The 25,102-nt window shown below is 63.9% G+C and carries 20 protein-coding genes; 10 read left to right on the top strand and 10 right to left on the bottom strand.

What is annotated here, in order from left to right; all coding sequences use genetic code 11:
* Positions 1-36 precede the first annotated feature (36 nt).
* Positions 37-1,629: a L,D-transpeptidase family protein gene (locus tag J1C52_RS10635; protein ID WP_227427917.1), complete on the bottom strand. Its 1,593-nt coding sequence runs from the start codon at positions 1,627-1,629 to the stop codon at positions 37-39.
* Between the two features lie 354 nt (positions 1,630-1,983).
* Here J1C52_RS10635 and J1C52_RS10630 point away from each other — a divergent pair, with 354 nt between their 5' ends.
* The 3 genes from J1C52_RS10630 (at position 1,984) to J1C52_RS10620 (ending at position 5,092) form a co-directional block, all read left to right on the top strand.
* Entirely contained in the window at positions 1,984-2,550 is a 567-nt protein-coding gene (locus J1C52_RS10630; protein WP_227427916.1) for a YcbK family protein, read from the top strand.
* Between the two features lie 186 nt (positions 2,551-2,736).
* Positions 2,737-3,390, top strand: a complete 654-nt coding sequence (locus J1C52_RS10625) for an ABC transporter ATP-binding protein (RefSeq protein WP_227427967.1) — start codon at positions 2,737-2,739, stop codon at positions 3,388-3,390.
* Positions 3,374-5,092 carry a capsule biosynthesis protein gene (locus J1C52_RS10620; RefSeq protein ID WP_227427915.1) on the top strand — a complete coding sequence of 573 codons (1,719 nt, stop codon included), beginning with the start codon at positions 3,374-3,376 and terminating at the stop codon, positions 5,090-5,092. The genes J1C52_RS10625 and J1C52_RS10620 overlap by 17 nt, the downstream gene beginning before the upstream one ends.
* Before the next feature lie 17 nt (positions 5,093-5,109).
* Here J1C52_RS10620 and J1C52_RS10615 read toward each other — a convergent pair whose 3' ends face one another.
* From J1C52_RS10615 to J1C52_RS10605, 3 genes are all read right to left on the bottom strand, one after another.
* The gene (locus J1C52_RS10615) at positions 5,110-6,285 is read right to left on the bottom strand and encodes an NAD(P)/FAD-dependent oxidoreductase (protein WP_227427914.1); all 1,176 of its coding nucleotides are present in this window, start codon (positions 6,283-6,285) and stop codon (positions 5,110-5,112) included.
* 148 nt (positions 6,286-6,433) lie between these two features.
* Entirely contained in the window at positions 6,434-8,284 is a 1,851-nt protein-coding gene (locus tag J1C52_RS10610; protein WP_227427913.1) for an ABCB family ABC transporter ATP-binding protein/permease, read from the bottom strand.
* A 65-nt stretch (positions 8,285-8,349) separates the two neighbouring features.
* The gene (locus J1C52_RS10605; RefSeq protein WP_227427912.1) at positions 8,350-9,561 is read right to left on the bottom strand and encodes a LysM peptidoglycan-binding domain-containing protein; all 1,212 of its coding nucleotides are present in this window, start codon (positions 9,559-9,561) and stop codon (positions 8,350-8,352) included.
* A gap of 104 nt (positions 9,562-9,665) precedes the next feature.
* On the opposite strand from J1C52_RS10605, the gene J1C52_RS10600 reads away from it, so the two are divergent.
* Complete coding sequence (locus J1C52_RS10600) at positions 9,666-10,226, top strand: TIGR00730 family Rossman fold protein (protein ID WP_227427911.1); 561 nt, start codon at positions 9,666-9,668, stop codon at positions 10,224-10,226.
* A gap of 175 nt (positions 10,227-10,401) precedes the next feature.
* Here the strand turns inward: J1C52_RS10600 and uvrA are convergent, their stop codons facing one another.
* On the bottom strand, positions 10,402-13,254 hold the full coding sequence (gene uvrA, locus J1C52_RS10595) for an excinuclease ABC subunit UvrA (protein WP_227427910.1): 2,853 nt from the start codon (positions 13,252-13,254) through the stop codon (positions 10,402-10,404).
* A gap of 218 nt (positions 13,255-13,472) precedes the next feature.
* On the opposite strand from uvrA, the gene J1C52_RS10590 reads away from it, so the two are divergent.
* Both J1C52_RS10590 and J1C52_RS10585 read left to right on the top strand, forming a co-directional pair.
* Complete coding sequence (locus tag J1C52_RS10590; protein WP_227427909.1) at positions 13,473-13,832, top strand: rhodanese-like domain-containing protein; 360 nt, start codon at positions 13,473-13,475, stop codon at positions 13,830-13,832.
* Positions 13,833-13,898: 66 nt separating this feature from the next.
* A complete protein-coding gene (locus tag J1C52_RS10585) occupies positions 13,899-15,593 on the top strand; it encodes a vWA domain-containing protein (protein ID WP_227427908.1) in 1,695 nt (564 codons plus the stop codon).
* Here the strand turns inward: J1C52_RS10585 and J1C52_RS10580 are convergent.
* The 5 genes from J1C52_RS10580 to queA form a co-directional block, all read right to left on the bottom strand.
* Positions 15,587-16,753 (bottom strand): MFS transporter, encoded by a 1,167-nt coding sequence (locus J1C52_RS10580; protein WP_227427907.1) that lies wholly within the window; start codon positions 16,751-16,753, stop codon positions 15,587-15,589. The two genes, J1C52_RS10585 and J1C52_RS10580, sit on opposite strands and share 7 nt — an antisense overlap.
* Positions 16,754-16,925: 172 nt before the next feature.
* Positions 16,926-18,320 (bottom strand): dihydrolipoyl dehydrogenase, encoded by a 1,395-nt coding sequence (gene lpdA / locus J1C52_RS10575; RefSeq protein ID WP_227427906.1) that lies wholly within the window; start codon positions 18,318-18,320, stop codon positions 16,926-16,928.
* Between the two features lie 126 nt (positions 18,321-18,446).
* Positions 18,447-19,025 (bottom strand): DUF924 family protein, encoded by a 579-nt coding sequence (locus tag J1C52_RS10570; protein WP_227427905.1) that lies wholly within the window; start codon positions 19,023-19,025, stop codon positions 18,447-18,449.
* Between the two features lie 101 nt (positions 19,026-19,126).
* The gene (locus J1C52_RS10565) at positions 19,127-20,395 is read right to left on the bottom strand and encodes an MFS transporter (RefSeq protein WP_227427904.1); all 1,269 of its coding nucleotides are present in this window, start codon (positions 20,393-20,395) and stop codon (positions 19,127-19,129) included.
* A 74-nt stretch (positions 20,396-20,469) separates the two neighbouring features.
* Complete coding sequence (gene queA / locus J1C52_RS10560) at positions 20,470-21,522, bottom strand: tRNA preQ1(34) S-adenosylmethionine ribosyltransferase-isomerase QueA (protein WP_227427903.1); 1,053 nt, start codon at positions 21,520-21,522, stop codon at positions 20,470-20,472.
* A 94-nt stretch (positions 21,523-21,616) separates the two neighbouring features.
* On the opposite strand from queA, the gene bcp reads away from it, so the two are divergent.
* The 4 genes from bcp (at position 21,617) to J1C52_RS10540 (ending at position 25,051) form a co-directional block, all read left to right on the top strand.
* Positions 21,617-22,078 carry a thioredoxin-dependent thiol peroxidase gene (gene bcp, locus J1C52_RS10555; RefSeq protein WP_227427902.1) on the top strand — a complete coding sequence of 154 codons (462 nt, stop codon included), beginning with the start codon at positions 21,617-21,619 and terminating at the stop codon, positions 22,076-22,078.
* Positions 22,075-22,890 (top strand): ferritin-like domain-containing protein, encoded by an 816-nt coding sequence (locus J1C52_RS10550; protein WP_227427901.1) that lies wholly within the window; start codon positions 22,075-22,077, stop codon positions 22,888-22,890. The genes bcp and J1C52_RS10550 overlap by 4 nt, the downstream gene beginning before the upstream one ends.
* A gap of 237 nt (positions 22,891-23,127) precedes the next feature.
* Complete coding sequence (locus tag J1C52_RS10545; protein WP_227427900.1) at positions 23,128-24,477, top strand: DUF5930 domain-containing protein; 1,350 nt, start codon at positions 23,128-23,130, stop codon at positions 24,475-24,477.
* On the top strand, positions 24,467-25,051 hold the full coding sequence (locus tag J1C52_RS10540; protein WP_227427899.1) for a bactofilin family protein: 585 nt from the start codon (positions 24,467-24,469) through the stop codon (positions 25,049-25,051). Before J1C52_RS10545 ends, J1C52_RS10540 begins: the two co-directional genes overlap by 11 nt.
* Positions 25,052-25,102 lie beyond the last annotated feature (51 nt).

The following is a 25,102-nucleotide window of genomic DNA, read 5'->3' as shown; positions in this document are numbered from 1 at the left end:
TCGGGCGGGGCGCAGATGGCATTCGGGATCGGGCAATCAGCTTGCCGGGTTCACCGCCCCCGCCGCGACCAGCGCGCGATAGATTTTCGCGTCGCGGCCATACATGTCGTTGCGGAAATTCAGCTCGCCCCGCACATTGGTAAAGGCCGTGCGATAGACCAGATGCACCGGCACCGGCGTGTCCAGATACAGCCGCGTCTGCTGGCCGGTGTTCAGGATGGAATGATACAGCTCCTTCGGTGTGTCCGACTGACGCGACAGCAATTCATAGGCGAAATCACGCGGATCATCCAAACGCACGCAGCCCGAGGAATGCGTCCGCACCGTGGTGTTGAACAGGTGCTGGTCGGGCGTGTCATGCAGGTAGATGGCGTAAGGGTTCGGGAACATGAACTTCACCTCGCCCAGCGCATTTGACGGCCCCGGAGGCTGGCGCACGTTGAACGGGAAATTCGCAGGCGTGTAGCGCCCGAAATTGATCGCACTGCGCGGAACGACGCGGCCGCTGGCATCGACGATCTGCAAATGACGCGCACCGCCAGAGGCCAGCGCGCCCCAATAGGACCGCGCCAGGATGGACCGTGGCAGGGTCCAATCCGGGTTGATTTCCAGGTATTTCATCGTCTCGGAAAACTCGGGCGTGTGCTTGTTGTCGCCATTCGCGCCAACGATTGCCTTGGTTTCGAAGGTGACGATGTCGTTATCGACGATCCGGGCGTAGAAATCGGTCAGGTTGACCCAAACATGCCGGTCACCGCGCGGGATGTTCATCCAGCGCTCCCGCTCCATTGCGACAATGACTGATTCCAGACGCTCTTGCGGGCTGACATTCAGCGCGCGGATGGTCGATGCGCCCGCCAAACCGTCGGGTTTGATGCCGTGATTGACCTGAAAGCGCTGCACGGCGGTTTGCAGCACGCCGTCATAGCTGGCAACGGCAGACCGCTCCAGGTAGCCCATCGCGATCAGGCGGTTGCGCAAGGCCACGACCGCCGGGCCAGATGCGCCGGGCGCAAAGCGCACCTGCGGCACTTGCGGCCCCCAGCCGCCATCGGCAATGGCCTGTTCCAATTCGCGCTTGGCGCGGAAAAGGCGCGCGTATTCCGGGGCGGACGGCGCAAGGTTGCGGATGAAGGCCGCAGCCGGGGCGACGGCGAAATCGGTCAGCAATTTCTCTGCCTCGGGGCGGGGCAGCACGCGCACGATATCGGTGTCGATGCGCGACGGCTCCAGCACGCCACTGTGCAGGTCGGTCGCAAAGCGCAGGAAGGTCAGCGTCATCTGCGCTTCCAGCGCGCCGCGATCCCGCTCGCTTTCAACCGCGTCGAAGGCGGCCAGCAAACCGGGCATGTCGTAGCGTTCCAGCGGCAACCCATGGTCAGAGGCGCGGCTGAGCGCGGTCATAAACGCCTGACGGCGGGGCGCGTCATCCGCGCCGGTCCACAGATCGGCGTAGTCATGGGCGCGGTAAAAGGCCGAAACGCCCTCATTCGCGGCAACCCCTTCGGCCACGGCCTGCTGAAAGGCTGGGAAATGCTGGGCAAAAGCAGGCAGCCCTGCGGGCACCGAAAGCGCCAAGGCGACGGCCCCAAGCCGCAGGCGCGGCAAAGATTTGGTCAGAAAACGCATATACCTATCCCCGATGGTCTGGCAGAACCAAATTGGCAAAATATTGCCGATCACGTCCATTCACAAGCCTGTCAGCGTGGAAATTGCCCGGAGTAATGGGAATTTAACCACAGCGTGGTTTTCTGACGGGGCGTTTTGCGTCCACGCGGCACCGTTCCGCAGCGCTCTGACGACACGGATACGGGGGCTGAATTGGCGAAATATTGCCAATCTGCGGACCATGACGCGTGCAAGGCGGACTCGGCTCTTGGTTGGGGCGGGGTTTTGTGGCAGTTAAAGTCAAGCGAAAGCGGCCCGCGTCCAACGAGGCGTGTTTGGGTCGCAACTCGCAGGGATTGAGGAATACAGGTCAAGATGCTTCACACCGGCACGAATGTCACTCGCCGCGCCCTTCTTGGCGCATTCGCTGCTACCGCTGTCAGCGCTGCCCCCTTCTTCCCCGGCGTAACCGCCTATGCCCGTGGCGCGGGCGACATCCGCAAGATCAACTTCTACTCGGGCCGCACCGGCGAGAAGATCAACATCATCTACTGGGTCGACGGCAAATACATCAAAGAGTCGATGGCCGAGATCAACCATTTCTTCCGCGACTGGCGGAACAACAAGGTGCATTCGATCGACGCGCGCACCATCGACATTCTGGCCGCGGCCCATGGCCTGCTGCGCGTGGACGAACCCTATATGCTGCTGTCGGGCTACCGCTCTCCGGAAACCAATGCCATGCTGCGCGCGCGCTCCAGCGGGGTCGCGCGCAATTCGCTGCATATGCAGGGCGAAGCGGCCGATGTGCGGCTGCAATCGCGCTCGGTGTCGCAAATCGCGCAGGCGGCGGCCTCTTGCAAGGCGGGCGGGGTCGGTCGCTACTCGCGCTCGAACTTCGTGCATATGGACTGCGGCGTCGTGCGCAGCTGGGGCCGCTAAGCCCCCCTCACGGCCCGCCGCGCACCAGCTTGCACTGTTGCGCTTGTGACTGGCCTAAATCGTATTTTTGCCGCATTCTGTTGATAATGCAGAAACAGTGCCACCGCGCCCTTCGCGGGGACAAGGTGCTTTGCCGGGACACGCCCCGGCGCTCAGGCAAGGATCATGCGGGGACACGAGCAGGCGATGTTGGATTTCGTCAATGTCAGCAAAAGCTTCTGGACGGGCACCCAGCGCAAGGTCATCCTTGAGGACGCGACATTTGGCATTCGTCGGGGCATGAATCTTGGCGTTCTGGCCAAGAACGGCTCTGGCAAGACGACCGTCATCAACATGATGGCCGGGCTGGAGCGCCCCGACCACGGCACGATTCACCGAAATTGCAGCGTGTCCTTTCCGCTTGGCTTCATGGGCGGGCTGGTCAGCAAGCACACGGCCACCGAAAACGTCCGCTACATTGCCAATATCTACGGGCTGGACGCCGATTATGTCGAAGCCTTTTGCCGCTGGCTGTGCGATATCGGCGAATATTTCGACATGCCCATCGGCACTTATAGCAGCGGGATGCGCGCGCGCCTGTCGCTGGCGTTGATGATGGCGATGAATTTCGACCTGTATCTGATTGACGAAGGGATGCCGACCACGACCGATGTGGCTTTCAACAAACGTGCAGGCGCGGTCATGCGCGAGCGGTTCGAGAAATCTTCGTTGATCATCGTGTCGCATGACCACAAAATCCTGGAGAAGTTCTGCAATTCCGCCGCCGTGCTGCGCGATGGAAAATTGTATTTCTTCGACACGCTGGAAGAGGCGAAAGAGCTTTATGACTACGCCGGTTAAATCCAAACGGTTCCGCCTGCGGCGCACCGACGAGGCTGCGCAGCGCGCGACCACCGAACCCGCGCCGCGCCCCGCCCCGGTCGCGGAAGAGTTGACGCCGCGCGCGGTGGAACCGACCCCGCATCGCATCGTTCTGCAAAAACGCGCACGGGTCAGCCCGACAGAGGGCAACGCGCCCAAGCCCGCGCCAGAGACATCACCCCCCACGGCCGGCGCGACCGCGAAACCCGATGACGGGCTGTCTGCTGACACCGACCTTGACATCATCCGCCAAGAAGGGCTGACAGCGCGCCAATTGCGTATGGCCATGCGCGTGGCCCAGAAGCACGGCATCCGCGCCACCTCCGCCTATGAGGCGGTGCTGATGCTGCGCAAGCAGGGCGTGGACCCGTTTTCCCGCGCGACCATGCTGGAGCTAGTGCGCGATGAAAAGCCCGAAGACACCAGCCGCGCCCTGACCACGGCGCCCCAGACAAGCCCCGCGCCCGTCGGCGACGCGGTGTCCTCGGCGCAAGAGCGTATGGCGAAGATCGCGGCGGATCGCGACCGCGAATTGCAGAAGATGCAGCGCCAGATCGTCAAACGCCGCCGCAAGCGCCTGCTGTTGCTGGGCGCGCGCATTCTGGCCTTCGTGACCTTCCCGACCTTTCTGGCGACCTATTACTTCTACATGATCGCCACGCCCATGTATGCGACCGAATCCGAGTTCATTATCCAACAGGCCGATTCCGGCCCGTCCATGGCCGGCGATCTCAGTTCCATGATGCCCTCCGCCGCCGGAATGGGCTTGGGCGGCCAGCAAGAGGCCGCTTCTGTCCAGAGCTTCTTGCAATCGCGCGGGGCGATGTTGCGGCTGGACCGCGAAGAAGGCTTCCGCGCGCATTTCAGCCAGCCCGAGCTGGACATCTGGCGCCGCTTGCCGCCCGATGCCTCCAGCGAAGAGGCGTTCAAGACCTATAACCGCCATGTGCGCATCAGCTACGACCCGACCGAAGGTGTGGTCGGCATGGAGGTGATCGCAGCCACGCCCGAAGACAGCGAACGCTTCGCCCGCGCGCTTCTCACCTATGCCGAAGAGCATGTCGACATGATGACCCAGCGCCTGCGCGACAGCCAGATGCGCGAAGCCCGCCAAAGCCTGGAAGAAGCGCAACTGGCCCTGATCCAGGCCCGTCAGGACATCGTCGCGCTGCAAGAACAGTCATCCGTTCTGTCGGGCGAGGTCGAGGTGCAACTGATCTCGCAACAGATCGTGGCGCTCGAAACAGAACTCACGCAGACGCAACTGACCATTCAGGAAATGCGCACCAATGCCCGCCCCAACCCCGCGCGGCTTATGCCGCTGGAGCGGCGCGCGCAGGCCTTGCAGGAACAGATCGACGGGCTGCGCGCGTCCATGACCCAAGGCTCTGGCGGGGACGCGTCGCTTGCCTCTATCCAAAGCCAGCTCATCATGGCCGAGGCAGAGGTCCAGACCCGCGAGATGATGCGCGCACAGGCGATGCAACAGCTCGAAGCCGCCCGGATGGAGGTCAGCCGCCAGGTCCGTTACCTTGCGCTGACGGTCGAACCCATCGCGTCGGATGAGGCAGTCTATCCGCGAAAACTGGCGAATTCTTCGCTGGCCTTCCTGCTCTTTGCGGGTATCTACCTCTTTGCCTCTATGACCGGGTCGGTGCTGCGCGAACAGGTCTCTGGCTAAAGGCTGCGGCGGGCGGCTCAGACCGCCTGCCCCGCCGCCCAGCCCGATGACCACGCCCATTGAAAGTTGTAGCCGCCCAGCCAGCCCGTGACATCGACCACTTCGCCGATAAAATGCAAACCCGGCACAGCGCGCGCTTCCATGCTGCGTGCGTCCAGATCGCGCGTGTCCACGCCGCCCAGCGTGACCTCGGCGGTGCGGTAGCCTTCGCTGCCCACGGGGCGGATGCGCCAATCCTGCACCTCGCGCGCCAGCCGCGCCATGGCGGGGCCGGTCTGATCGGCCAATCGCCCCGACAGGCCCGCCCGCGCAACGACCGCGCGCGCCAGCCGCTCGGGCAGGTGGCGCGCAAGGGCGGTCTGCACATCCACGCGCCCCGCTTGTGCCTTCTGCGCGACCAGCGCCGCGCCCATGTCCTGCCCCGGTGCCAGGTCGACCGAAATCTCGTCGCCCTCGCGCCAATAGCTGGAAATCTGCAAGATCGACGGGCCAGACAGGCCGCGATGGGTGAACAGCAATCCCTCTTCGAACCTTATCTTCCCATGTCCCACCCGCGCGGGCACCGACAGGCCCGCCAAGGCGCGCGCGCCCTCCAGCACCTCGCCCGAGAAGGTCAGCGGCACCAGCCCCGGCCGCGTTTCCACAACGCCCAGCCCGAATTGCCGTGCCAAGCTGTAGCCCAGCCCCGTCGCGCCCATTTTCGGGATCGACTTGCCACCCGTTGCCACCACCAGTTTCGGCGCGCGGAACGCGCCCGCGCTGCTGGCCACCTCGAACTCACCTGTATGGTTGACCGCGCCAATCTCAGCCCCCAAGACCAGCTTGACGCCCGCCGCCTCCATATCCGCGCGCAACATGGCGATGATCTCGCGCGCCGATCCGTCGCAGAAAAGCTGCCCAAGGGTTTTCTCATGCCATGCAATGCCAGCCGCCGAGACGCGTTCAATGAAATCCCATTGCGTGTAGCGCTTCAGCGCCGAGAGGGCGAAACGCGGGTTGTCCGACAAGAAACGCTCGGGCGCTATATGCAGATTGGTGAAATTGCACCGCCCCCCGCCAGAAATGCGGATCTTCTCGCCCGGTGCCTTCGCATGATCCAAAAGCACCACGCGCCGACCCCGACGCCCGGCCTCTATGGCACAGAACATGCCGGCGGCCCCGGCACCAAGGATGATGACATCGAACTGACCCATCCTTTCATCCTTGCATAAATATCCAAAACACCGACATCAGCTGCCCTGCACCTGAATCACGGGCAGGGTGCCGCCCGGAACGGGCACGCGCGCCCGGCGCGCCCCCGCCCTTGCGGGGGCCGGCGGGCGCGCGTTTCGCCCTTCCCGGTCAATCGCCATCCGCTTCGGCGCGCTGGCGCGCCCACATGGCGGCGTAGCGTCCGCCCTTGGCCAGAAGCGAGTCATGCGTGCCGTCCTCCACGATCTCGCCCGCTTCCAGCACCACGATGCGGTCGGCCTCGACCACGGTCGACAGCCGGTGCGCGATCATCAGCACCGTGCGCCCTTGTCCCGCGCGGCGCAGGCTGTCCTGAATGTCCTGTTCCGTCTGGGTATCCAGCGCGCTGGTCGCCTCGTCCAGCAACAGGATAGCGGGGTCTTTCAGCAGGGTGCGGGCAATCCCCACCCGCTGTTTCTCGCCGCCCGACAGCTTCAAGCCGCGCTCGCCCACCGCCGTGTCATAGCCTTCGGGCAGCGACAGGATGAAGTCGTGGATGCGCGCGGCCTTGGCCGCCGCTTCCACCTCGGCACGGGTCGCCCCCTCGCGCCCATAGGCTATGTTATAGGCGATGGTGTCGTTGAACAGCACCGTGTCCTGCGGCACTACGCCGATGGCCGCGTGCAGGCTGTCTTGCGTGACATCGCGCAGGTCTTGCCCGTCGATGCGGATCGCGCCGCCGCTCACGTCATAGAAGCGGAACAAAAGCCGCCCGATGGTCGATTTGCCAGACCCCGACGGGCCGACGATGGCCACGCTCTTGCCCGGCGGCACCCGCAAAGAGACCCCCTTGAGGATGGGCCGCTCGGGCGTGTAGCCAAAGCGCACGTCGTCCAGCACCACCTCGCCGCCCCGCACCTCCAGGGCGCGCGCGCCGGGCTTGTCCTGCACATCGGCGGGTTGGTCCAGCAATTCGAACATGTCGCCCATATCGACCAGCGCCTGCCGGATCTCGCGGTACACCGTGCCCAGAAAGTTCAGCGGCATGGTGATCTGGATCATGTAGGCATTGACCATGACGAAATCGCCCACCGTCAGATCGCCCGACTGCACCCCCATCGCGGCCAGCACCATCACGATGACCAGCCCCGTGGTAATGAGCAAGGCCTGCCCGAAATTCAGAAACGCCAGCGAGTAGTTGGTCTGCACGGCCGCGGTTTCATATTTCTGCATGGCCGCGTCATAGCGGCGGGCTTCCATGCCCTCGGCGTTGAAATACTTGACCGTCTCAAAGTTCAGCAGGCTGTCGATGGCCTTTTGATTGGCATCCATGTCCTGGTTGTTCATCTCGCGGCGCTGCTTCACGCGCCATTCGGTCACGCGAAAGGTGAACCAGACATATAGCGCGATGGTCACGACCACGGTGGCCAGATAGCGCCAGTCGAACAGCCAGAAAAACACGGCCGAGATCATCAGCAGCTGCAAGACCAGCGGAAAGATCGAGAACAGCAGGAAGCGCAGCAGGAAATCGACGCCTTTCACACCCCGTTCGATGATCCGGCTTAGCCCGCCGGTTTTGCGGGTGATATGGTAGCGCAGGCTGAGGCGGTGGATATGGCTGAAGGTTTCCAGCGCCAATTGCCGCAACGCGCGCTGGCCCACACGGGTGAACAGCACGTTGCGCAATTCCTGAAAGCCGATCTCCATCAGGCGGGCAATGCCATAAGCCACGGTCAGCCCGACCGCGCCCAGTGCCAGCCACCAGCCCGCACCCTCGCCGCCCAGCGCATCGACGGCGCCCTTGTAGAAAAACGGCGTGCTGACCGCGACAAGCTTGGCCAGAACCAGCATGACAAGGGCTGCGACGACACGGTATTTGACCCAATCCTGCCCCTCGGGCCAGAGATAGGGCGCGACCCGCTGGATCACACGCCAGCCCGTGGCGCGCTCGCGCGCGGCCTCGGCGGCTTCGGGCTGGGGGATGGGGCTGGCCTTTGCAGGCGCGCTGTCTTGGGCTGTCATCGCGGGCTTTCCGGCTGGCTTTGGCGCTATCTAGGCGGTTGCGCCGTGAATGACCAGAGCGGGCGCTATTGCGTCGCAGCGTCCGGCAACACGAAAACCTGCCCCGGATAGATCAGGTCGGGGTCGCGGATCTGGTCGCGATTGGCATCGAAAATCCGCATGAAGCGCCGCCCATCGCCGTAATTCTGCTCTGACATGTCCCACAGCGTATTGCCCGGCTGCACGATCAGCGCCTGCGGGCCAGCGGCTTCGCGGGCAAGCTCCGGCGTCACCCGCTCGAACGGGATTTCCGCGCGCGAGACGACCTGAGAGGCGGCATCCAGCTCATCCACCCGCAGGCGGTAGACGCCGCGCTCTATCCCCGCCAATTGCGCCTGCCATGCCCCGTCGGCATCGGCGCGGGTGCGCAGGATGGGCTGGTTGTCGAGGTAAATCTGGATATCGGCCAACCCGCGCGCGCTGCGCCCGCCCATGACGATATCGCCCTCGCGGTCGTAGACCACCGAGTCGATGACAACATTTCCGGTCGCGCCCCCTGCCCCCGGCAGGCGTGGCGCGTCGCCCAGAACCTGCACCGACCCGTCCGACCGCATCAGCACGGCAAGGGGGGCCGTGGCGTCAGCGGCGTCTGCGGGCAAGCCTTGGCGCGTGCTGCCCTCGGCCAAGGCAGCGCTCTCGGCCTCGGCCGACAGTTCGGGGCGGGTTGGGTCGCTGGGTGCGCCAAAAAGGGGCGTGGTTGCCACTTCGCGCGCGACCATTTGCGGCGCGTCCCCCGCGCCTTCGGCCAAGGCCGCGCTGCTTGGGGCCAGCATCAGCGTGTCGGCAGAGCGGATGCGCCCGCCTTCGGGCAAGCGCACTTCCAGCTCCAGCACGCGCGGGCTGCGGCTGGGGGCCACGTCGAACAACATGACGAATTCGCCCGCGTCGGAACTGACGGTATCTGCGACCTGCGCCTCGTCAATCAGGGCCGCGACCTGCACGCGCGCGGGCGCTTGCCCCGCGATCAGCACATTGCCCAGATCGGTCACGCGCACGATGTCAAAGACCGGCGCGGCATCTTGCACCGCTGCCACGGACGCTATTCGCAGATCGGGTGCGCCCACCGCTGCGGGCGGGTTCGCCGCCTCTGGCGCGATCATCGGCACGCTGGGTGCAGGCAATTGCGGCGCGTCCTGCTCGGGGAAAACCAGAACATAGGCCACACTGGCCGCGCCCACCACGGCGACAGAGCCGACGGCCCATTGCGCCAATGTGTCCTTGGGTAGGTATTTCAGCATCCGTCACTCCGATCGCAAGCCCGTCTGCGGCGCTTGCGCAACTTGCACAAACCTACCAACCCCGTTACCTGCTGGCAAAAGAATTCGCTACAAGGTGTTGTTCCATGTCCGCCACCACCCCCTCTATCTGTGTCTTTTGCGGCGCGCGCGGCGGCGTTGATCCGGCCTATGTGGCCGATGCGCAGGCCATGGGCCGCGCGATTGCCGCGCATGGCTGGCGGCTGGTCTATGGCGCGGGCGATGTGGGGCTGATGGGTGAAGTGGCGCGCGCCTGCATTGGCGCGGGCGGCGACAGTTTCGGCGTGATCCCGACGCACCTGATGCAGGGCGAAGTCGCCAAGCGCGACCTTGGCACGCTGGTCGTGACCGAGACGATGCACGAGCGCAAGAAGGTCATGTTCAGCAATTCCGACGCGATCGTGGTGCTGCCCGGTGGCGCGGGGTCGCTGGACGAGTTCTTCGAGGTGCTGACATGGCGGCAGTTGGGCCTGCACGCGCGGCCCATCTACATTCTGAACACGGGCGGGTATTGGACGCCCTTGGCCGGGCTGGTCGATCATATCATCGCCCAAGGCTTTGCCGATGCCAGCCTGCGCGGGTTCTTCACACTGTGCGACAGTGTGAAGGATGTGGTGGCGGGGCTGGAGGGGGCGCTGGCACGGTAAGCCTGCCGCGTCATCGGCGGGCCGGGGACTGCCGAACCGACCCGCCGAGCCAGAGCGCTTTATGGCGGCCATATCCGAAAAACGGCAAAACGGTGCGCCCAGACCAGCCAATCGGCAGGCCGCGGGACGGCCCGCCGATGACGCTGCGGGCTTCGCCCTTGTCCCGCGTCAGGGGCTATTCCGCTGCCACTCGCTTCGGCTTCAATAGCGGTGCCAAATAGCGCCCGGTATGGCTGGCTTCGACCTTGGCCACCTCCTCTGGCGTGCCGGTCGCCACCACCTGCCCCCCGCCATCGCCGCCCTCTGGCCCGATGTCGATGATCCAGTCGGCGGTTTTCACCACGTCCAGATTATGCTCGATCACGACGACCGTATTCCCCTGATCCACCAATTCATGCAGCACGTCCAAAAGCTTGCGCACATCCTCGAAATGCAGGCCGGTGGTCGGCTCGTCCAGAATATACAGCGTCCGCCCGGTCGAGCGCCGCGCCAGTTCCTTCGACAGTTTCACGCGCTGCGCCTCGCCGCCCGAAAGCGTCGTCGCCTGCTGGCCAACCTTGATATAACCCAGACCCACGCGCATCAGCGCATCCATCTTCTCGCGGATGGACGGCACCGCCTCGAAAAAGCCCTGGGCCTCTTCCACGGTCATGTCCAGCACGTCGGCGATGGATTTGCCCTTGAACAGCACTTCCAGCGTTTCGCGGTTGTAGCGTTTGCCCTTGCAGGTCTCGCAAGTGACATAGACATCGGGCAGGAAATTCATCTCGATCTTCAAGACCCCGTCGCCCTGACAGGCCTCGCAGCGCCCGCCCTTCACGTTGAAGCTGAAGCGCCCCGGTTTATACCCGCGCGCGCGCGCCTCTGGCAGGCCCGCGAACCAGTCGCGGATCGGACCGAAGGCGCCGGTATAGGTCGCGGGGTTTGAGCGCGGCGTGCGCCCGATGGGGCGCTGGTCGATGTCGATGACCTTGTCGAGCTGCTCCAACCCCTTGATCGTCTCGCAGGGCGCGGGCGTCTGGCGCGCGCCGTTTAGGCGCATCGACGCGGTCTTGAACAGCGTTTCAATCGTCAGGGTGGATTTGCCGCCGCCCGACACGCCGGTGACGCAGACGAACTTGCCCAGCGGGAAATCGACCGTCACATCGCGCAGGTTGTTGCCGCTGGCCTTCACCACTTTCAGCTTCTTGCCATTGCCCTTGCGGCGGGTCTTGGGCACCGCAATTTCGCGCGTGCCGGTCAGGTATTGGCCGGTCACGCTGGCCGGATCGGCCATGATTTGCTCGGGCGTGCCCTTGGCCACGACCTGCCCACCATGGACACCCGCGCCGGGGCCAATATCCAGCACGTAGTCGGCGGTGCGGATGGCTTCCTCGTCATGCTCGACCACGATCACGGTATTGCCCTGGTCGCGCAGGTTGCGCAGCGTGACCAGCAGGCGGTCATTGTCGCGCTGGTGCAGGCCGATGCTGGGTTCGTCCAGCACATAGAGCACCCCGGTCAGCCCGCTTCCGATCTGGCTGGCCAGACGGATACGCTGGCTTTCGCCACCAGACAGCGTGCCCGCGTGCCGCCCCAGCGTCAGGTAATCCAGCCCCACATTGACCAGAAAGCCCAAGCGTTCGCGGATTTCCTTCAGGATCGCGCGGGCGATTTCATTCTTCTGCTTGCTCAGCGCGTCGGGCACGGTCTGCACCCAGTCGAGCGCGTCCTTGATCGCCATCTCCGTGACCTGCCCGATATGCAGGCCGCCGATCTTGACCGCCAGCGCCTCTGGCCGCAGACGGTGGCCGCCGCACGCCCCGCAGGCGCGGTTGTTCTGGTATTGCTCGAAATCCTCGCGCACCCAGGCGCTGTCGGTTTCGCGGTAGCGGCGTTCCATGTTCGGGATGACACCCTCGAAGGCGCGGGTCACGTTGTAGACGCGGCCGCCTTCGTCGTAGCGGAACGGCAGTTCTTCGCCGCCAGAGCCGTAAAGAAGCACCTGCTTCACATGCGCGGGCAGGTCTTTCCATGGTGCTTTCGCATCAAACTCGTAATGCGCGGCAAGCGACTCGATGGTTTGCAGGAAATAGGGCGACTTGCCCTTGCGCCATGGCGCGATGGCCCCGTCATACAGCTTCAGCGCGTGGTCGGGCACGACAAGGCGTTCGTCGAAGAACAGTTCCACCCCTAACCCGTCGCAATCGGGGCACGCGCCCGTGGGCGCGTTGAAGGAAAAGAGCCGTGGCTCGATTTCCGAGATCGTGAAGCCACTGACCGGGCAGGCGAATTTCTCGGAAAAGGTGATCCGCGTGCCGTCCTCTTTCGCTTCCTCCAGCACCGCGATGCCATCGGCCAAGTCCAGCGCCGTGCGGAACGAATCCGCCAGCCGCGTCTCGATCCCCTCGCGCACGACGATACGGTCGACCACCACGTCGATGTCATGGCGGAATTTCTTGTCCAGCGTCGGCGGCTCGTCCAGCTCGTAGAATTGCCCGTCCACCTTCACGCGCTGGAAGCCCTGCTTGCGCAGTTCCAGAAATTCCTTGCGGTATTCACCCTTGCGGTCGCGCACGATCGGGGCCAGCAGATAGGCGCGCGTGCCCTCTTCCAACGCCATCACGCGGTCGACCATGTCTTGCACCTGCTGCGCTTCGATCGGCAGGCCGGTCGCCGGGCTGTAGGGCGTGCCCGCGCGGGCAAAGAGCAGGCGCAGGTAGTCGTAAATCTCGGTCACGGTGCCCACGGTCGAACGCGGGTTCTTGCTGGTCGTCTTCTGTTCAATGCTGATCGCGGGCGACAGGCCAGAGATATGGTCCATGTCGGGCTTTTGCATCATGTCAAGGAACTGGCGCGCATAGGCCGACAGGCTTTCGACATAGCGGCGCTGGCCTTCGGCATAGATGGTATCGAACGCCAGCGACGACTTGCCCGACCCCGACAGCCCGGTGATGACGACAAGCTGGTCGCGGGGCAGATCGACGTCGATATTCTTCAGATTGTGCTCGCGTGCGCCGCGCACCTCGATGAATTTCTGCTCGGCCATGGCCACCCCTTTCGCGCTTCACGCGGCAAGATAGCGGTCCATGGATGAGTCTCCAATCGAAAACTGTGAACGAAACGTAAACAAATACGGTGAAGATGCGAATTCTTGCAGCAGGGCGCAGCCCGGCACGATTAATATTCAAATAAATGAATTTAAGACTTGCAAAATACCGCAAGCCCGCCATTTTAAGGGCAACGACTGCTTGAAAGGCTGTTCCCATGTTCGGATTTCTGTCCAAATCCTCTTCGGCCCGTATCAACCCGTCCGAAGCGATTGCACGTGTCAAGGATGGCACGCTGACGCTGATCGACGTGCGCGAGGCGGGCGAATTGCGCCAGTCTGGCAAGGCCAAGGGTGCCTTGCATATCCCGCTGGGCCAGATCGGCGCACAAACCGACCCCAAAAGCGGCCATTTCAACCGCAAGCTGGACCCGTCGAAGGCGGTGGCGCTCTATTGTGCCTCTGGCGCGCGGTCGGGGCGCGCGGCGGATGTTATGCGCGCCAATGGCTTTGCCGAGGTCTACAACCTTGGCACGCTGCATGACTGGCAATTGTCCGGCGGGCAAGTGGTGCGCTAAAACACTGGCACTTCGGCACATCTTGGGGCTTACTGGCCCAAGACCTTTGCCGATGGAGCCATTTTCATGCGCTTGCCCCTAGCCCTGTGCCTTGCCCTTAGCCTGCCATTGCCGCTTGCGGCGCAGGACCAAACCAACACCATTCTTGTGCTGGACGGGTCCGGGTCGATGTGGGGCCAGATCGACGGGGTGAACAAGATCACCATCGCGCGTGACGTGGTGGCTGGGCTGCTGGACCAGTTTCCGGCGGGGCAGAACCTTGGGCTGACGGTCTACGGCCACCGCACGCGCGGCGACTGCACCGACATTGAAACCGTCGTCACGCCGGGGCCGGATACGCTGGGCGCGATCCGGCAAGCGGTCGCGGGCATAAACCCGCGCGGGCGCACACCGATGACCGATGCCGTCATCGCCGCCGCGCAGGCGCTGCGCCATACCGAACAGGCCGCGACCGTGATCCTAGTGTCGGACGGGATAGAGACTTGCCACCCCGACCCCTGCGCTGCGGCCCGCGCGTTGGAAGAAGCGGGCGTGAATTTCACCGCGCATGTCGTGGGCTTTGACGTGACCGATCCGGCGGCACTGGCGCAGATGCAATGCATGGCGCAGGAAACCGGCGGCACCTTCACCACCGCCGCCAATGCCAGCGAGTTGACCGAGGCGCTGACGCGCGTCGCGGTCGCGACCCCGGACCCGGAGCCTGTGCTCGTGTCGGCGCGCTTCTCTGCCGTGCTGGAGCAAGGCAGCACAAAGCGCGGCATTACCAACGGCGTGGTGTTCGAAGTGCTGCAAGGGGACGCGACCGTCATGGACGCCACCCAAAGCGACGCGCCCATGGCCGTGCTTGCCTCCGGCGATTACACCCTTCAGGCCTATTGGATCGAGGGCGAAGAGCAGATCCGCCAGCCCTTCACCCTCTCTGACGCGGGCGATCTGGCGGTCGAAGTGGTGTTCAGCCAAGCCTTGCCCCCGGCCACGCTCGATGCGGTGGCCAGCGGCCCCGCGGGCAGCACGATCATGGTGGACTGGACCGGCCCGAATGGCGAGGGCGACTATCTAGACACCGCCGCACCGGGTGCCGGTGCGCAGGACTACCAGACCTTCGTAAACACGATGGATGGCACCCCCGCCACGCTGCGCCTGCCCGCGCAACCGGGCGAGTATGTCATCCGCTATGTCATGGCCGATGGCGCGCAGGTTCTGGCAGAGCGCTCCGTCACCGTCACCCCGCAGCAAGAGGCGCTGAGCGCGCCCGCCACGGCAGCGATTGGCGAAACGATCATGGTGGCGTGGCAGGGCGGCGGGTTTGCCGAGGATTACATCGACGTCGCCCGCCCCGGTGCAGAGCCGTCCGATTACCGCACCTTCTCTTACGTGGTCGATGGCAACCCGCTGCCGCTGACCCTGCCGCTGGAACCGGGCGATTACCTGATCCGCTACATCACCGGACAAGATACAAGCGTCTTTGCCAGCATTCCGATCACGCTCACGGATATACCGACCACGCTTGACGCGCCTGCATCCGGCACGGCGGGGTCGGTGATGGATGTGGCGTGGCAAGGGCCGGGCTACGCGGGCGATTACCTGACCATCGCCACACCCGGTGACGGGGCGGTGGGCTATGTCACCTATGCCTATGTCGAGGGCGGCAGCCCCACGCAGATCACCCTGCCCGATACGCCCGGCACCTACGAGCTGCGCTATATCGCAACAGGGCGCGACGGGCGGATCATGGCCAGCCAAAGCCTGACGGTTCAATAACCGCCCTGCCGGCGCAGATGCGCCAGCCACAGATGCACAAGGCAGCCCGCGATCAGGGCTGCGGCCAATGCCAGCATCATCGCGGCATGACCGCCAAAGGTGATGGCCCAGGCAATCATCGGCGTGCCCAGCGTGTTGCCGATATTGCCCATCTGCGCCATGCCGCCATTGGCCATGGCGCGGCTGTCGGGCGCGGTGTTCAGTTGCGGAACAGCCGCGAAACTCGCGCCCTGCACCAAGCCCAAGGCGGAAGCAAAGGTCAGGCACAAAACGGCATTTCCGGGCGCGGCCAGCAGAGCCAGCGCGCAAGCGGCGCTCAGCCCAAAGCCCAGCACCACAACGCCAATCGGGCTGGTCACGCGCAGCAGTTGCACCCCCAGCACCAGCGATGACGCGATACTGACCAAGGGCATGGCCCCCACGACCCAGACGCGTTGGGCCTCGGGCAGGAACGGAGGCACTAGCGTCAGGAAGCTGACGAAACAGAACGTGTAGAACAACCACCCCCAAGCCGGCGCGCTGATATGGGCAGAGCGGTAGATGCGCAGATGATCGCGCCCGAGCGCCGCCAACCCCGGCATCTGGCCCTCCCCTGCCCGGTCGCGCGGCACCCATGCGTGCAGAACCATGGCAAAACCCGCCATATAGACCGCATGGGCCACGAAAAGCGCCGACATCCCGAAACGGTCCACCAAGGGCAGACCTGCAAAGACAAGGATCGCAAACGCCACGCCGAAAAACGTGCCCCAGACCGTCAACATCAAGGGGCGCAGACGGTCGGTGGACAATTGCGCGATCAGCGTCGGGATGACGACGACCAGCGCCAGATGCGACACGCCTTCGACCACGCGCAGCGCCAGGAATACCGGCAGGGGCGGAAAGCTCGCTTGCAGCAATGACACCGCCGCACCCGCCCACAGCCCCGCCAGCAGCGCGCGCCGCAACCCGATGCGCGCGGCCAGAATGCCCGCAACAAGGCCCAAGGCAATGCCGATGACGCCGACCATCGACACGGTCCAGCCCAAAGCAGCCCCGGCTTGCGGATAAACCTGTGGCAGCCGGTCGAAAATGACGCTGATCTTGCCATATTGCGCCGCAGCCCCAAGCCCCGCCAGCCAAAGGACAAGCGAAAGCGGCAAGGAAGGGCGCAAATCGGACATGCGCGCATCAAGACCCCGCCCGCGCCCGCGCGTCAACCACCGACATCGCATACCGGGCAGACAGCATATCGGGCGGCCCAAAGGTGCAACGGTCAAACCGCAAAGCCCGCGGCAACGCCGCGGGCTTTGGACATAGGCGTGCGGCCGCAAGGCCGCGCAATTTGGTCAGACCCTAGAAATGGATCGCGCGGCCATAGGCATCGAGCACCGATTCGTGCATCATCTCGGACAGCGTCGGGTGCGGGAAGACGGTCGCCATAAGGTCTTCTTCGGTGGTTTCCAACTGGCGGCCCACAACGTAGCCCTGGATCAACTCGGTCACTTCCGCGCCGACCATATGCGCGCCCAGCAGCTCGCCCGTTTTCGCGTCGAACACGGTCTTTATCATGCCTTCCGGCTCGCCCAGCGCAATCGCCTTGCCGTTGCCGATAAAGGGGAAGCGGCCCACCTTCACCTCGTAGCCCGCCTCTTTCGCCTTGGCCTCTGTCAGGCCGACGCTGGCGATTTGCGGATGGCAATAGGTGCAGCCGGCAATGCTGGACGGGTCCACCGCGTGCGGGTGCCCGCCTGCGATCAGTTCCGCCACCATCACGCCCTCGTGGCTCGCCTTATGCGCCAGCCAAGGGCCGTTGGTGGCGTCGCCGATCACATACAGCCCCTCGACCCCGGTGCGGCAATACTGGTCGGTCACGACGAAAGAGCGGTCGATCTTGGCACCCAGCTCTTCCAGCCCAAGGTTCTCGGTATTGGCCACGATGCCCACGGCGGAAATAACCGTGTCGAATTCGTGCTGCTCCACCTTGCCGCCGCGCTCGATATGCGCCGTCACCTTGGGTGCCTTGCGGTCCAGCTTCTTGACCATGGCCTTTTCCATGATCGTCATGCCTTGCTTGGTGAATTGCTTCTTGGCAAAGGCACTGATTTCGGCATCTTCCACGGGCAGGATGCGGTCCTGCACCTCGACCACGGTCACATCCGCGCCGAGCGTGTTGAAGAAGCTTGCAAACTCGATCCCGATCGCGCCCGACCCGATGACCAGAAGCTTTTTCGGCATCCGCTTGGGCGTCAGCGCGTGTTTATAGGTCCAGACCAGATCGCCATCGGCTTCCAGCCCCGGCAATTCGCGGGCGCGCGCGCCGGTGGCAAGGATGATGTTCTTCGCCGTCAGTTCTTCGCTGCCCTTGTCGGTGGTGACGGCGACACGGCCCTTCCCGGCCAGCTTGGCGCTGCCCATGATGACCGTGACCTTGTTCTTCTTCAGCAGGTGCCCGACACCGCCCGACAATTGCCCGGCCACGCCGCGCGAACGCTTCACGACCGCGTCCAGATCGTAGCCGATCCCCGAGGCGCTGAGCCCGAATTCCTTGGCGCGGTGCATCAGGTGGAACACTTCGGCGCTGCGCAGCATGGCCTTGGTCGGGATGCAGCCCCAGTTCAGGCAGATGCCGCCCAGGTGCTCACGCTCGACGATCGCGACAGATTGGCCAAGCTGTGCGGCACGGATTGCCGCGACATACCCGCCGGGGCCAGCCCCGATTACAACTGTGTCGAAAGCCTTTGCCGCCATGCCGGTTTCTCCTCCTGAAGCGATGCGCGAAATTAGTTTGGCATTAAACCAATTTTCACCTTACCGCAACGCAAAGGGGGAAACCCGGCCATGACCGGGTTGCATGGCTGGGGCTGTGCGGGCCGCTCAGGCGGCTTGTTGCAAACGGCGCACGGCCAGCCCATAGCCGCCATCGCTGAGGAAGGATTGCTCGGCAGAGGTGGTTTCGCGCCCAAGCGCGCTGTTTCGGTAGGGGAAGCGCCCGAATTCGCGGATGACCGCGCGGTGTGCACGCGCGTGAAGCAGGTTGCTGGCCCCGGTTTCGGGCATCCGCAACAGGAACATGCGCACGGCGCGATCCTGGTCCATGATGCTTTCGGAATGCATCAGCGGCAGGTAGAAAAATTGCCGCGCAGGTTCGGCGATCTGCCCGTCGAAGCGCAGGTGGCACGCCCGCGCCGCGCATTTGCGCGCCAGCGCATCGGTGGCAAAGGCCCGCGGGTCGTTGCGGAACATGTTGCGCGGGAACTGGTCGGTCACGATCAGATAGGCAAGGCAGCCTTTGGGGCAGGACGCCCAGTTGCACAGCCGCCCCGCGCGGGCCTTTTCCCACAGCGCCATGTAACGCTCGCGGATCTTGGCATCCAGCGCGTCGTCTTGCGCATACCAACCTTCTGGCCCGACTTCATCCACCCAGAAGGAAATGACATCATCCACCGTTGACATGGTCACATTCCGATGTTGTTTCACGTTCAACCACCTTTGCAGCCTTCGGCCAAGCTGGCAACAGCTTGGTAACAATATTTCAATATGCGGCGCATTTTTGCTCATTTTGTTGCAGAAGGGTCATCGCGCGCCTGTTCCGCCTGTTCCGCAAGGTCTGAATAGACCGCCTCGACCGTGGCCGCCGACACAACGGGAGAGACCGGCGCGAAGGGGCCGGTTTCCGCCACCGAGGGTGCAGGCCGCCGCGTCGCGCGCCAGCTTGCATAAAGCGCCAAAAGCGCGGTCAGAACGGCAATGAACAGGAAAAACCCGTTCGGGCCGATCACGCCCATCATCCGCCCGATCACCAAGGGACCGACGATCGCGCCCAAGCCGTTGACGAACAGCAACCCGCCAGAGGCCGCCGCCATCGAATCGCTGTCCAGATAGTCGTTCGAATGCGCCAGAAGCAGCGCGTAAAGCGGGTTGGAAATACCGCCGATGACCAAGGCCACGCCCAGCAGCGCCCAATAGGGCAGCGCCAGCACCACCGGCACAACCGCTCCGACCGTGCCGATTGCCGCGACCGCGATCACCAGTTTACGGCGGTCCATCCGGTCCGACAGCCAGCCGATGGGCAGTTGAAAGACAAGACCGCCCAAGTAGATCGCGGCCGTGAAGACAGAGATTTCCAGCACGCTCAACCCCGCCAACGTGCCCCAGACCGCCGTCATGCCGAATAGCGCGGAAAACACGCCCCCCATCAAGAAGATGCCCACCACGCCCAAGGGCGAGACATCGTAAAGCGCCCGGATCGACAGCGATTTGGTCGTGCCGAAAGATGGCGCGGGGCTGACCGACAGAAGGATCGGCGCGAAGGCCAGCGACACCAGCACCGAGGGGATGACGAACAGCATGAACCCCGCCGGATCGGCGAAGTTAATCAACGCTTGCGCGCTGATGATCCCCAGCATCTGCACGATCATGTAAAGCGACAGCGTCTGCCCGCGCGTCTCGTTGCTGGTGGAATTGTTCAGCCAGCTTTCGGCGGTGACATAGACCCCGCAAAAGCAAAACCCGATCAGCACGCGCAACAGCGCCCAGACGATCCATTCCGGGATCGCGGCATAGAGCACCAGCACCGCCGAGATGAGCGAGCCAAGCGCCGCGAAGACACGCACATGGCCCACGCGGCGGATCAGCTCCGGCGTCATCCGCGACCCCAGCAGAAAGCCCACGAAATAGCCTGACATGACAATCGACATCTGCCCGGTCGAAAAGCCCTCTATATCGCCGCGAATGCCCAGAAGCGTGCCCTGCACACCATTGCCGACCATCAACAACATGATGCCAAGCAGCAGCGCCCAAGAGCCTGCGAATACCTTCAACATGACGGTGCTTTCTTTTCAGTTTCCGGGCCTTGGCCCCTGCTCTGCCCCTAGCCTAACATGGCTGGACAGCCAGATCACCCCGGCAACAGGATCGAGGAATCGCCGTAAGAGAAGAAGCGATACTCCTTTGCTATGGCATGGGCATAGATGCCCATGATCCGCTCGCGCCCCATCAGGGCAGAGACCAGCATCATCAGCGTCGATTTCGGCAGGTGGAAATTTGTCATCAGGCCGCTCGCGATCTGGAAGCGGAAACCGGGGGTGATGAAGATGTCGGTCATGCCCGTGTAAGGCGCGATCTGGCCGGGGCCGGTGGCGGCGGTTTCCAGCACGCGCAATGCGGTGGTGCCCACGGGGATCACGCGGCGGCCCTCGGCCCGCGCGCGGGTGATCTGGGCGGCAGCGGTTTCGCTTACCTGCCCCCATTCGGCGTGCATCTTGTGCTCTGACACGTCATCGGTCTTGACCGGCAGAAAGGTGCCCGCGCCGACATGCAGGGTCACTTCGGCGAATTCGACGCCACGCGCGCGGAGTTGCGCCAGCAGATCCTCGTCGAAATGCAGCGATGCGGTTGGGGCCGCGACCGCGCCCGCGTCGCGCGCGAAAACTGTCTGGTAATCGGTGCGGTCCTGTTCGTCGGCGCGGCGGCGCGCCTCGATATAAGGGGGCAGCGGTATCTGCCCCGCCTGCTCCAGCGCCGCGTCAAAGGCCGGACCGCCCAGGTTGAAGGACAGCCGCACATCTTCTGCCCCGCGCTCAACCACCTTGGCGACAAGCCCGGCAGCGAACACGATCTCTTCGCCCTCGGCCAGTTTGCGCAAGGGTTTGGCCAAGGCCCGCCATGACCCGTCGGGCTGCGGTTCGGTCAGCGTGACCTCGACCTTGGCCACGACCGGGCCTTGCGCGCTGTCGCGGTGGCGATGGCCCGACAGGCGCGCCGGGATCACCTTGGTCGTGTTCAACACCAAAAGATCGCCCGCGCGCAGCACATCGGGCAGATCGCGCACATGACGGTCGGCAATGCTGTCGCCCTGCGCCACCAGCAGCTTGGCAGACGAGCGCGGGCGCGCGGGGCGCGTTGCGATCAGATGCTCTGGCAGGTCGAAATCGAAATCCGAAAGTTTCATGGGCTTGCGTCCGGCTTTGGGGGTGACGGGGCTTTAACTTGGCCCGCGCGCCGCTACAACAGGGACAACGCAACCGTGATGAAGGAGTGCCCCCATGCTGTCCACCGGCGATCTTGCCCCCGATTTCACCCTGCCCCGCGACGGCGGCGACATGGTAACGCTGTCCGCACTGAAACCGTCGCAAGTGGTGCTGTATTTCTACCCCCGCGATGACACGCCCGGCTGCACCACCGAGGCATTGGAGTTCACAGCCCTTGCCGCCGAGTTCGAGGCCGCGGGCGCCAAGGTCATCGGCATTTCCAAGGATACGGTCGCCAAGCATGACAAATTCGTCGCCAAGCACGACCTTGGCGTGATGCTGGTCTCGGATGCCGAAAGCGACGTGTGCGAACGTTACGGCGTCTGGGTCGAGAAAAACATGTATGGTAAGAAAAGCATGGGCATTGAACGCGCGACCTATCTGGTCGATGCCGAGGGCCGCATCTCACATATCTGGTGCAAGGTGAAGGCCAAGGGCCATGCCGCCGAAGTGCTGGACGCCGTGCGCGCGGAATGACGCTGTCCTTGCGCGAGATGGCGGTCGAGGTGCTGACGACCGCCGACGGGCGCGCGAAAACCGCGCTCAGCCATTCCCTTGCGCGGGCGTGGTTCGCGGCGCGCAAGGCGGGTGCGCCCCTGCCGATTGGCCGGGCTGACCCGCCCCTGCGCCCTGCCCGCCCCGCCAAGCCCGACCTTTTGGACCCGCGCGACGTGCCGCGTCGTCGTCCCGGCAGCCCGGCGGGGCGCATCGCGCTGTTGCACGCGATTGCCCATATAGAGCTGAACGCGGTCGATCTGCATTGGGACATGGTCGCGCGTTTTCCAGACCATGACATGCCGCTGGGGTTCTTTGACGATTGGGTCAAAGCGGCGGATGAAGAATCCAAGCATTTCAACCTTGTCTGCGATTGCCTGGAACGTTTGGGCAGCCATTACGGCGCGCTTCCGGCCCATGCCGGCATGTGGCGCGCCGCAGAGGACACGGTTGACGACATTCTGGGCCGCTTGGCCGTGGTGCCGATGGTGCTGGAAGCGCGCGGCCTCGATGTGACGCCGGGCATGATCGAGATATTCGAGCGCGCGGGCGATGACGCCGCCGTCGCCGCGCTGAAAACCATCTATGCCGAGGAAGTGGGCCATGTCGCTTACGGGTCCAAATGGTTCAATTTCCTCTGCGGACGGCAAGGGCTGGACCCGCAACCGGTGTTTCTGGACCTTGTGCGCCGCTATTTCCACGGGCCGCTCAAGCCCCCTTTCAACGAGGAAAAACGCGCCCAGGCCGGGTTGCCGCCAGACTTTTACTGGCCGCTGACCGAACCGGCGGAATGATGCCAAAAACCTATGGTTGTGCTTTATGTTCAAGCATTTCACGGGCGAAGCTCATCTAATATCGGCGGAAATTCGCTGATTTTGCCCTGATCGCGGCCCAAGCCGCTTGTGAGGGGCAATAATGCGTTGCAGGCAAGGGTCCAGCGCCATAAAGGGGGCTTAACGGGGCGTTTTCCAACCTGCTTGGCACAGCGCAGGCTGTAGCATGAAGCCCTGACCCAAATAACGCGACACGGGATGGCAGTTTTGAGACGACATCTAGTAAGACTGAACCAGCGGCTGGAACAACGGCTGCCGGAACAGCGCTTGTTTCTGCGGTCTGACAACACCACACGCTTCGTGCGCTTGCGCCCCCTGACCCAGTTGATCGGCATCAGTGCGGTCACTGTCTTTTTCGCGTGGGGCGTTCTGGCAACCTCTATCCTACTGATGGACAGCATCGGGTCCGGCACGCTGCGGGATCAGGCGCTGCGCGAGCAGGCGAATTACGAGCAACGCCTGAACCAGATGGCCGAAGAGCGTGACCGCCACGCGCAGGCCGCAGAGGCCGCGCAGGCCCGGTTCGGCGAAGCGATGGCGCGCATTTCCGACATGCAGCTGGAACTTCTGGCCTCGGAACAGCGCCGGCTGGAGTTGGAAACTGGCATCGACAGCGTTCAGGCCACCGTCCGCCGCGTGGTGCAGGAGCGTGACGAGGCGCGCGCGCAACTGGCCGACGCACAGCGCACGCTCGAAGCCGAAACCGGCACCGTGCGCACCGCCGCCGACCGCTCGCGCGATATTCAGGAAATGCTGGATTATCTGCTGGTCGCCATGAACACGATGGGCGAGGATCTGCACCGCCAAGGCATGGATGCCGAGCAGAACCGCAATCAGGCCCAGATGCTGGCGCTGGAAAACGAGTTGCTGAAGGACCGCAACCACGTGATCTTCACCCAGCTGGAAGAGGCGCTGGATTCGGTCATCGGCCCGCTAGAGCGCGTCTTCCGCTCTGCCAATGTATCGCCCGACCAGATCCGCCGCTTGGTGCAACAAGGCGCGAATGCCCAATCGGCGTCGATCCGTCCCATTTCTGTGTCGACCTCTGGCGCAATGGCCGCCAGCCCCGACATCACCCGCGCCAACAGCGTGATCGAGAAGCTGAGCACGGTTCAGGCCTATCGTCGCGGGCTGGAACGCCTGCCCATCGCCAACCCCCTGCCCGGCAATTTCCGCACCACATCGCCCTATGGTATGCGCCGTCACCCCGTCTCTGGCCGCACCAAGATGCACACGGGCATTGACTGGTCGGGCCCGCGCGGCACCACCATCATGGCCACCGCTGATGGCGTGGTGAAAAAGGCTGGCCGGATGAGCGGTTATGGCAATATCGTCATCATCCAGCATGATTTCGGCCTGGAAACCTATTACGCTCATTTGAACTCGATCAACGTGCGCGAGGGACAAAGGGTCTCGCGCGGGCAGAAGATTGGTGGTATGGGCACCACAGGCGTGTCGACCGGGGTCCACCTGCACTATGAGGTGCGTGTCAACGGTCAACCTGTAAACCCAATCACCTATGTAAGGGCTGGACAAAATGTTTTCTAAAAGCCGTATCAACGAACCCGCCCCGAAGCCCCAAGCGGCCCAGGCGCCTGCTGCGCCCGAGCAGCCGACCCCGTCTTTCCTGCGCCAGTCGAGCATTGACAGCGCACCCGCGCAGACCACCAAGGGCAAGGCAGCCGCGTCCTTGCTGGCTTCGGACCTGACCATCACCGGCAATATCAAGACCACCGGCGATGTTGTCGTCGAGGGCATTGTCGACGGCGACATCCGCGCGCATCTGCTGACCGTGGGCGAAACCGCCACCATCCGGGGCGAAATCGTAGCCGATGACATCGTCATCAATGGTCGCGTCATTGGCCGCGTGCGTGGCTTGAAAGTGCGCCTGACCTCTTCCGCGCAGGTCGAGGGCGACATCATCCACAAGACCATCGCAATCGAATCGGGCGCGCATTTCGAAGGCTCTGTTCAGCGTCAGGACGATCCGCTCCAGACCAACCGCTCGCAGGCAGCGACCGCTCCGGCCCCGGCACAAGCCGCCGCCCCTGCGGCACCCAAGCCGGAAATGTCGGAAGCCGTGAAAAAGGCGACCGAGCAGCGCAAGAGCACCGGCAGCTGATCGCCCCCAATCCGAATACGAAAGCCGCGCCATCACAGCGCGGCTTTTTTC

Origin of the sequence: Roseibaca sp. Y0-43 (assembly GCF_020667835.1) — a bacterium.
Lineage (GTDB): Bacteria > Pseudomonadota > Alphaproteobacteria > Rhodobacterales > Rhodobacteraceae > Roseinatronobacter.
Note: the sequence above shows the minus strand (reverse complement) of the source record. Positions and strands in the feature narration are given on the sequence as shown.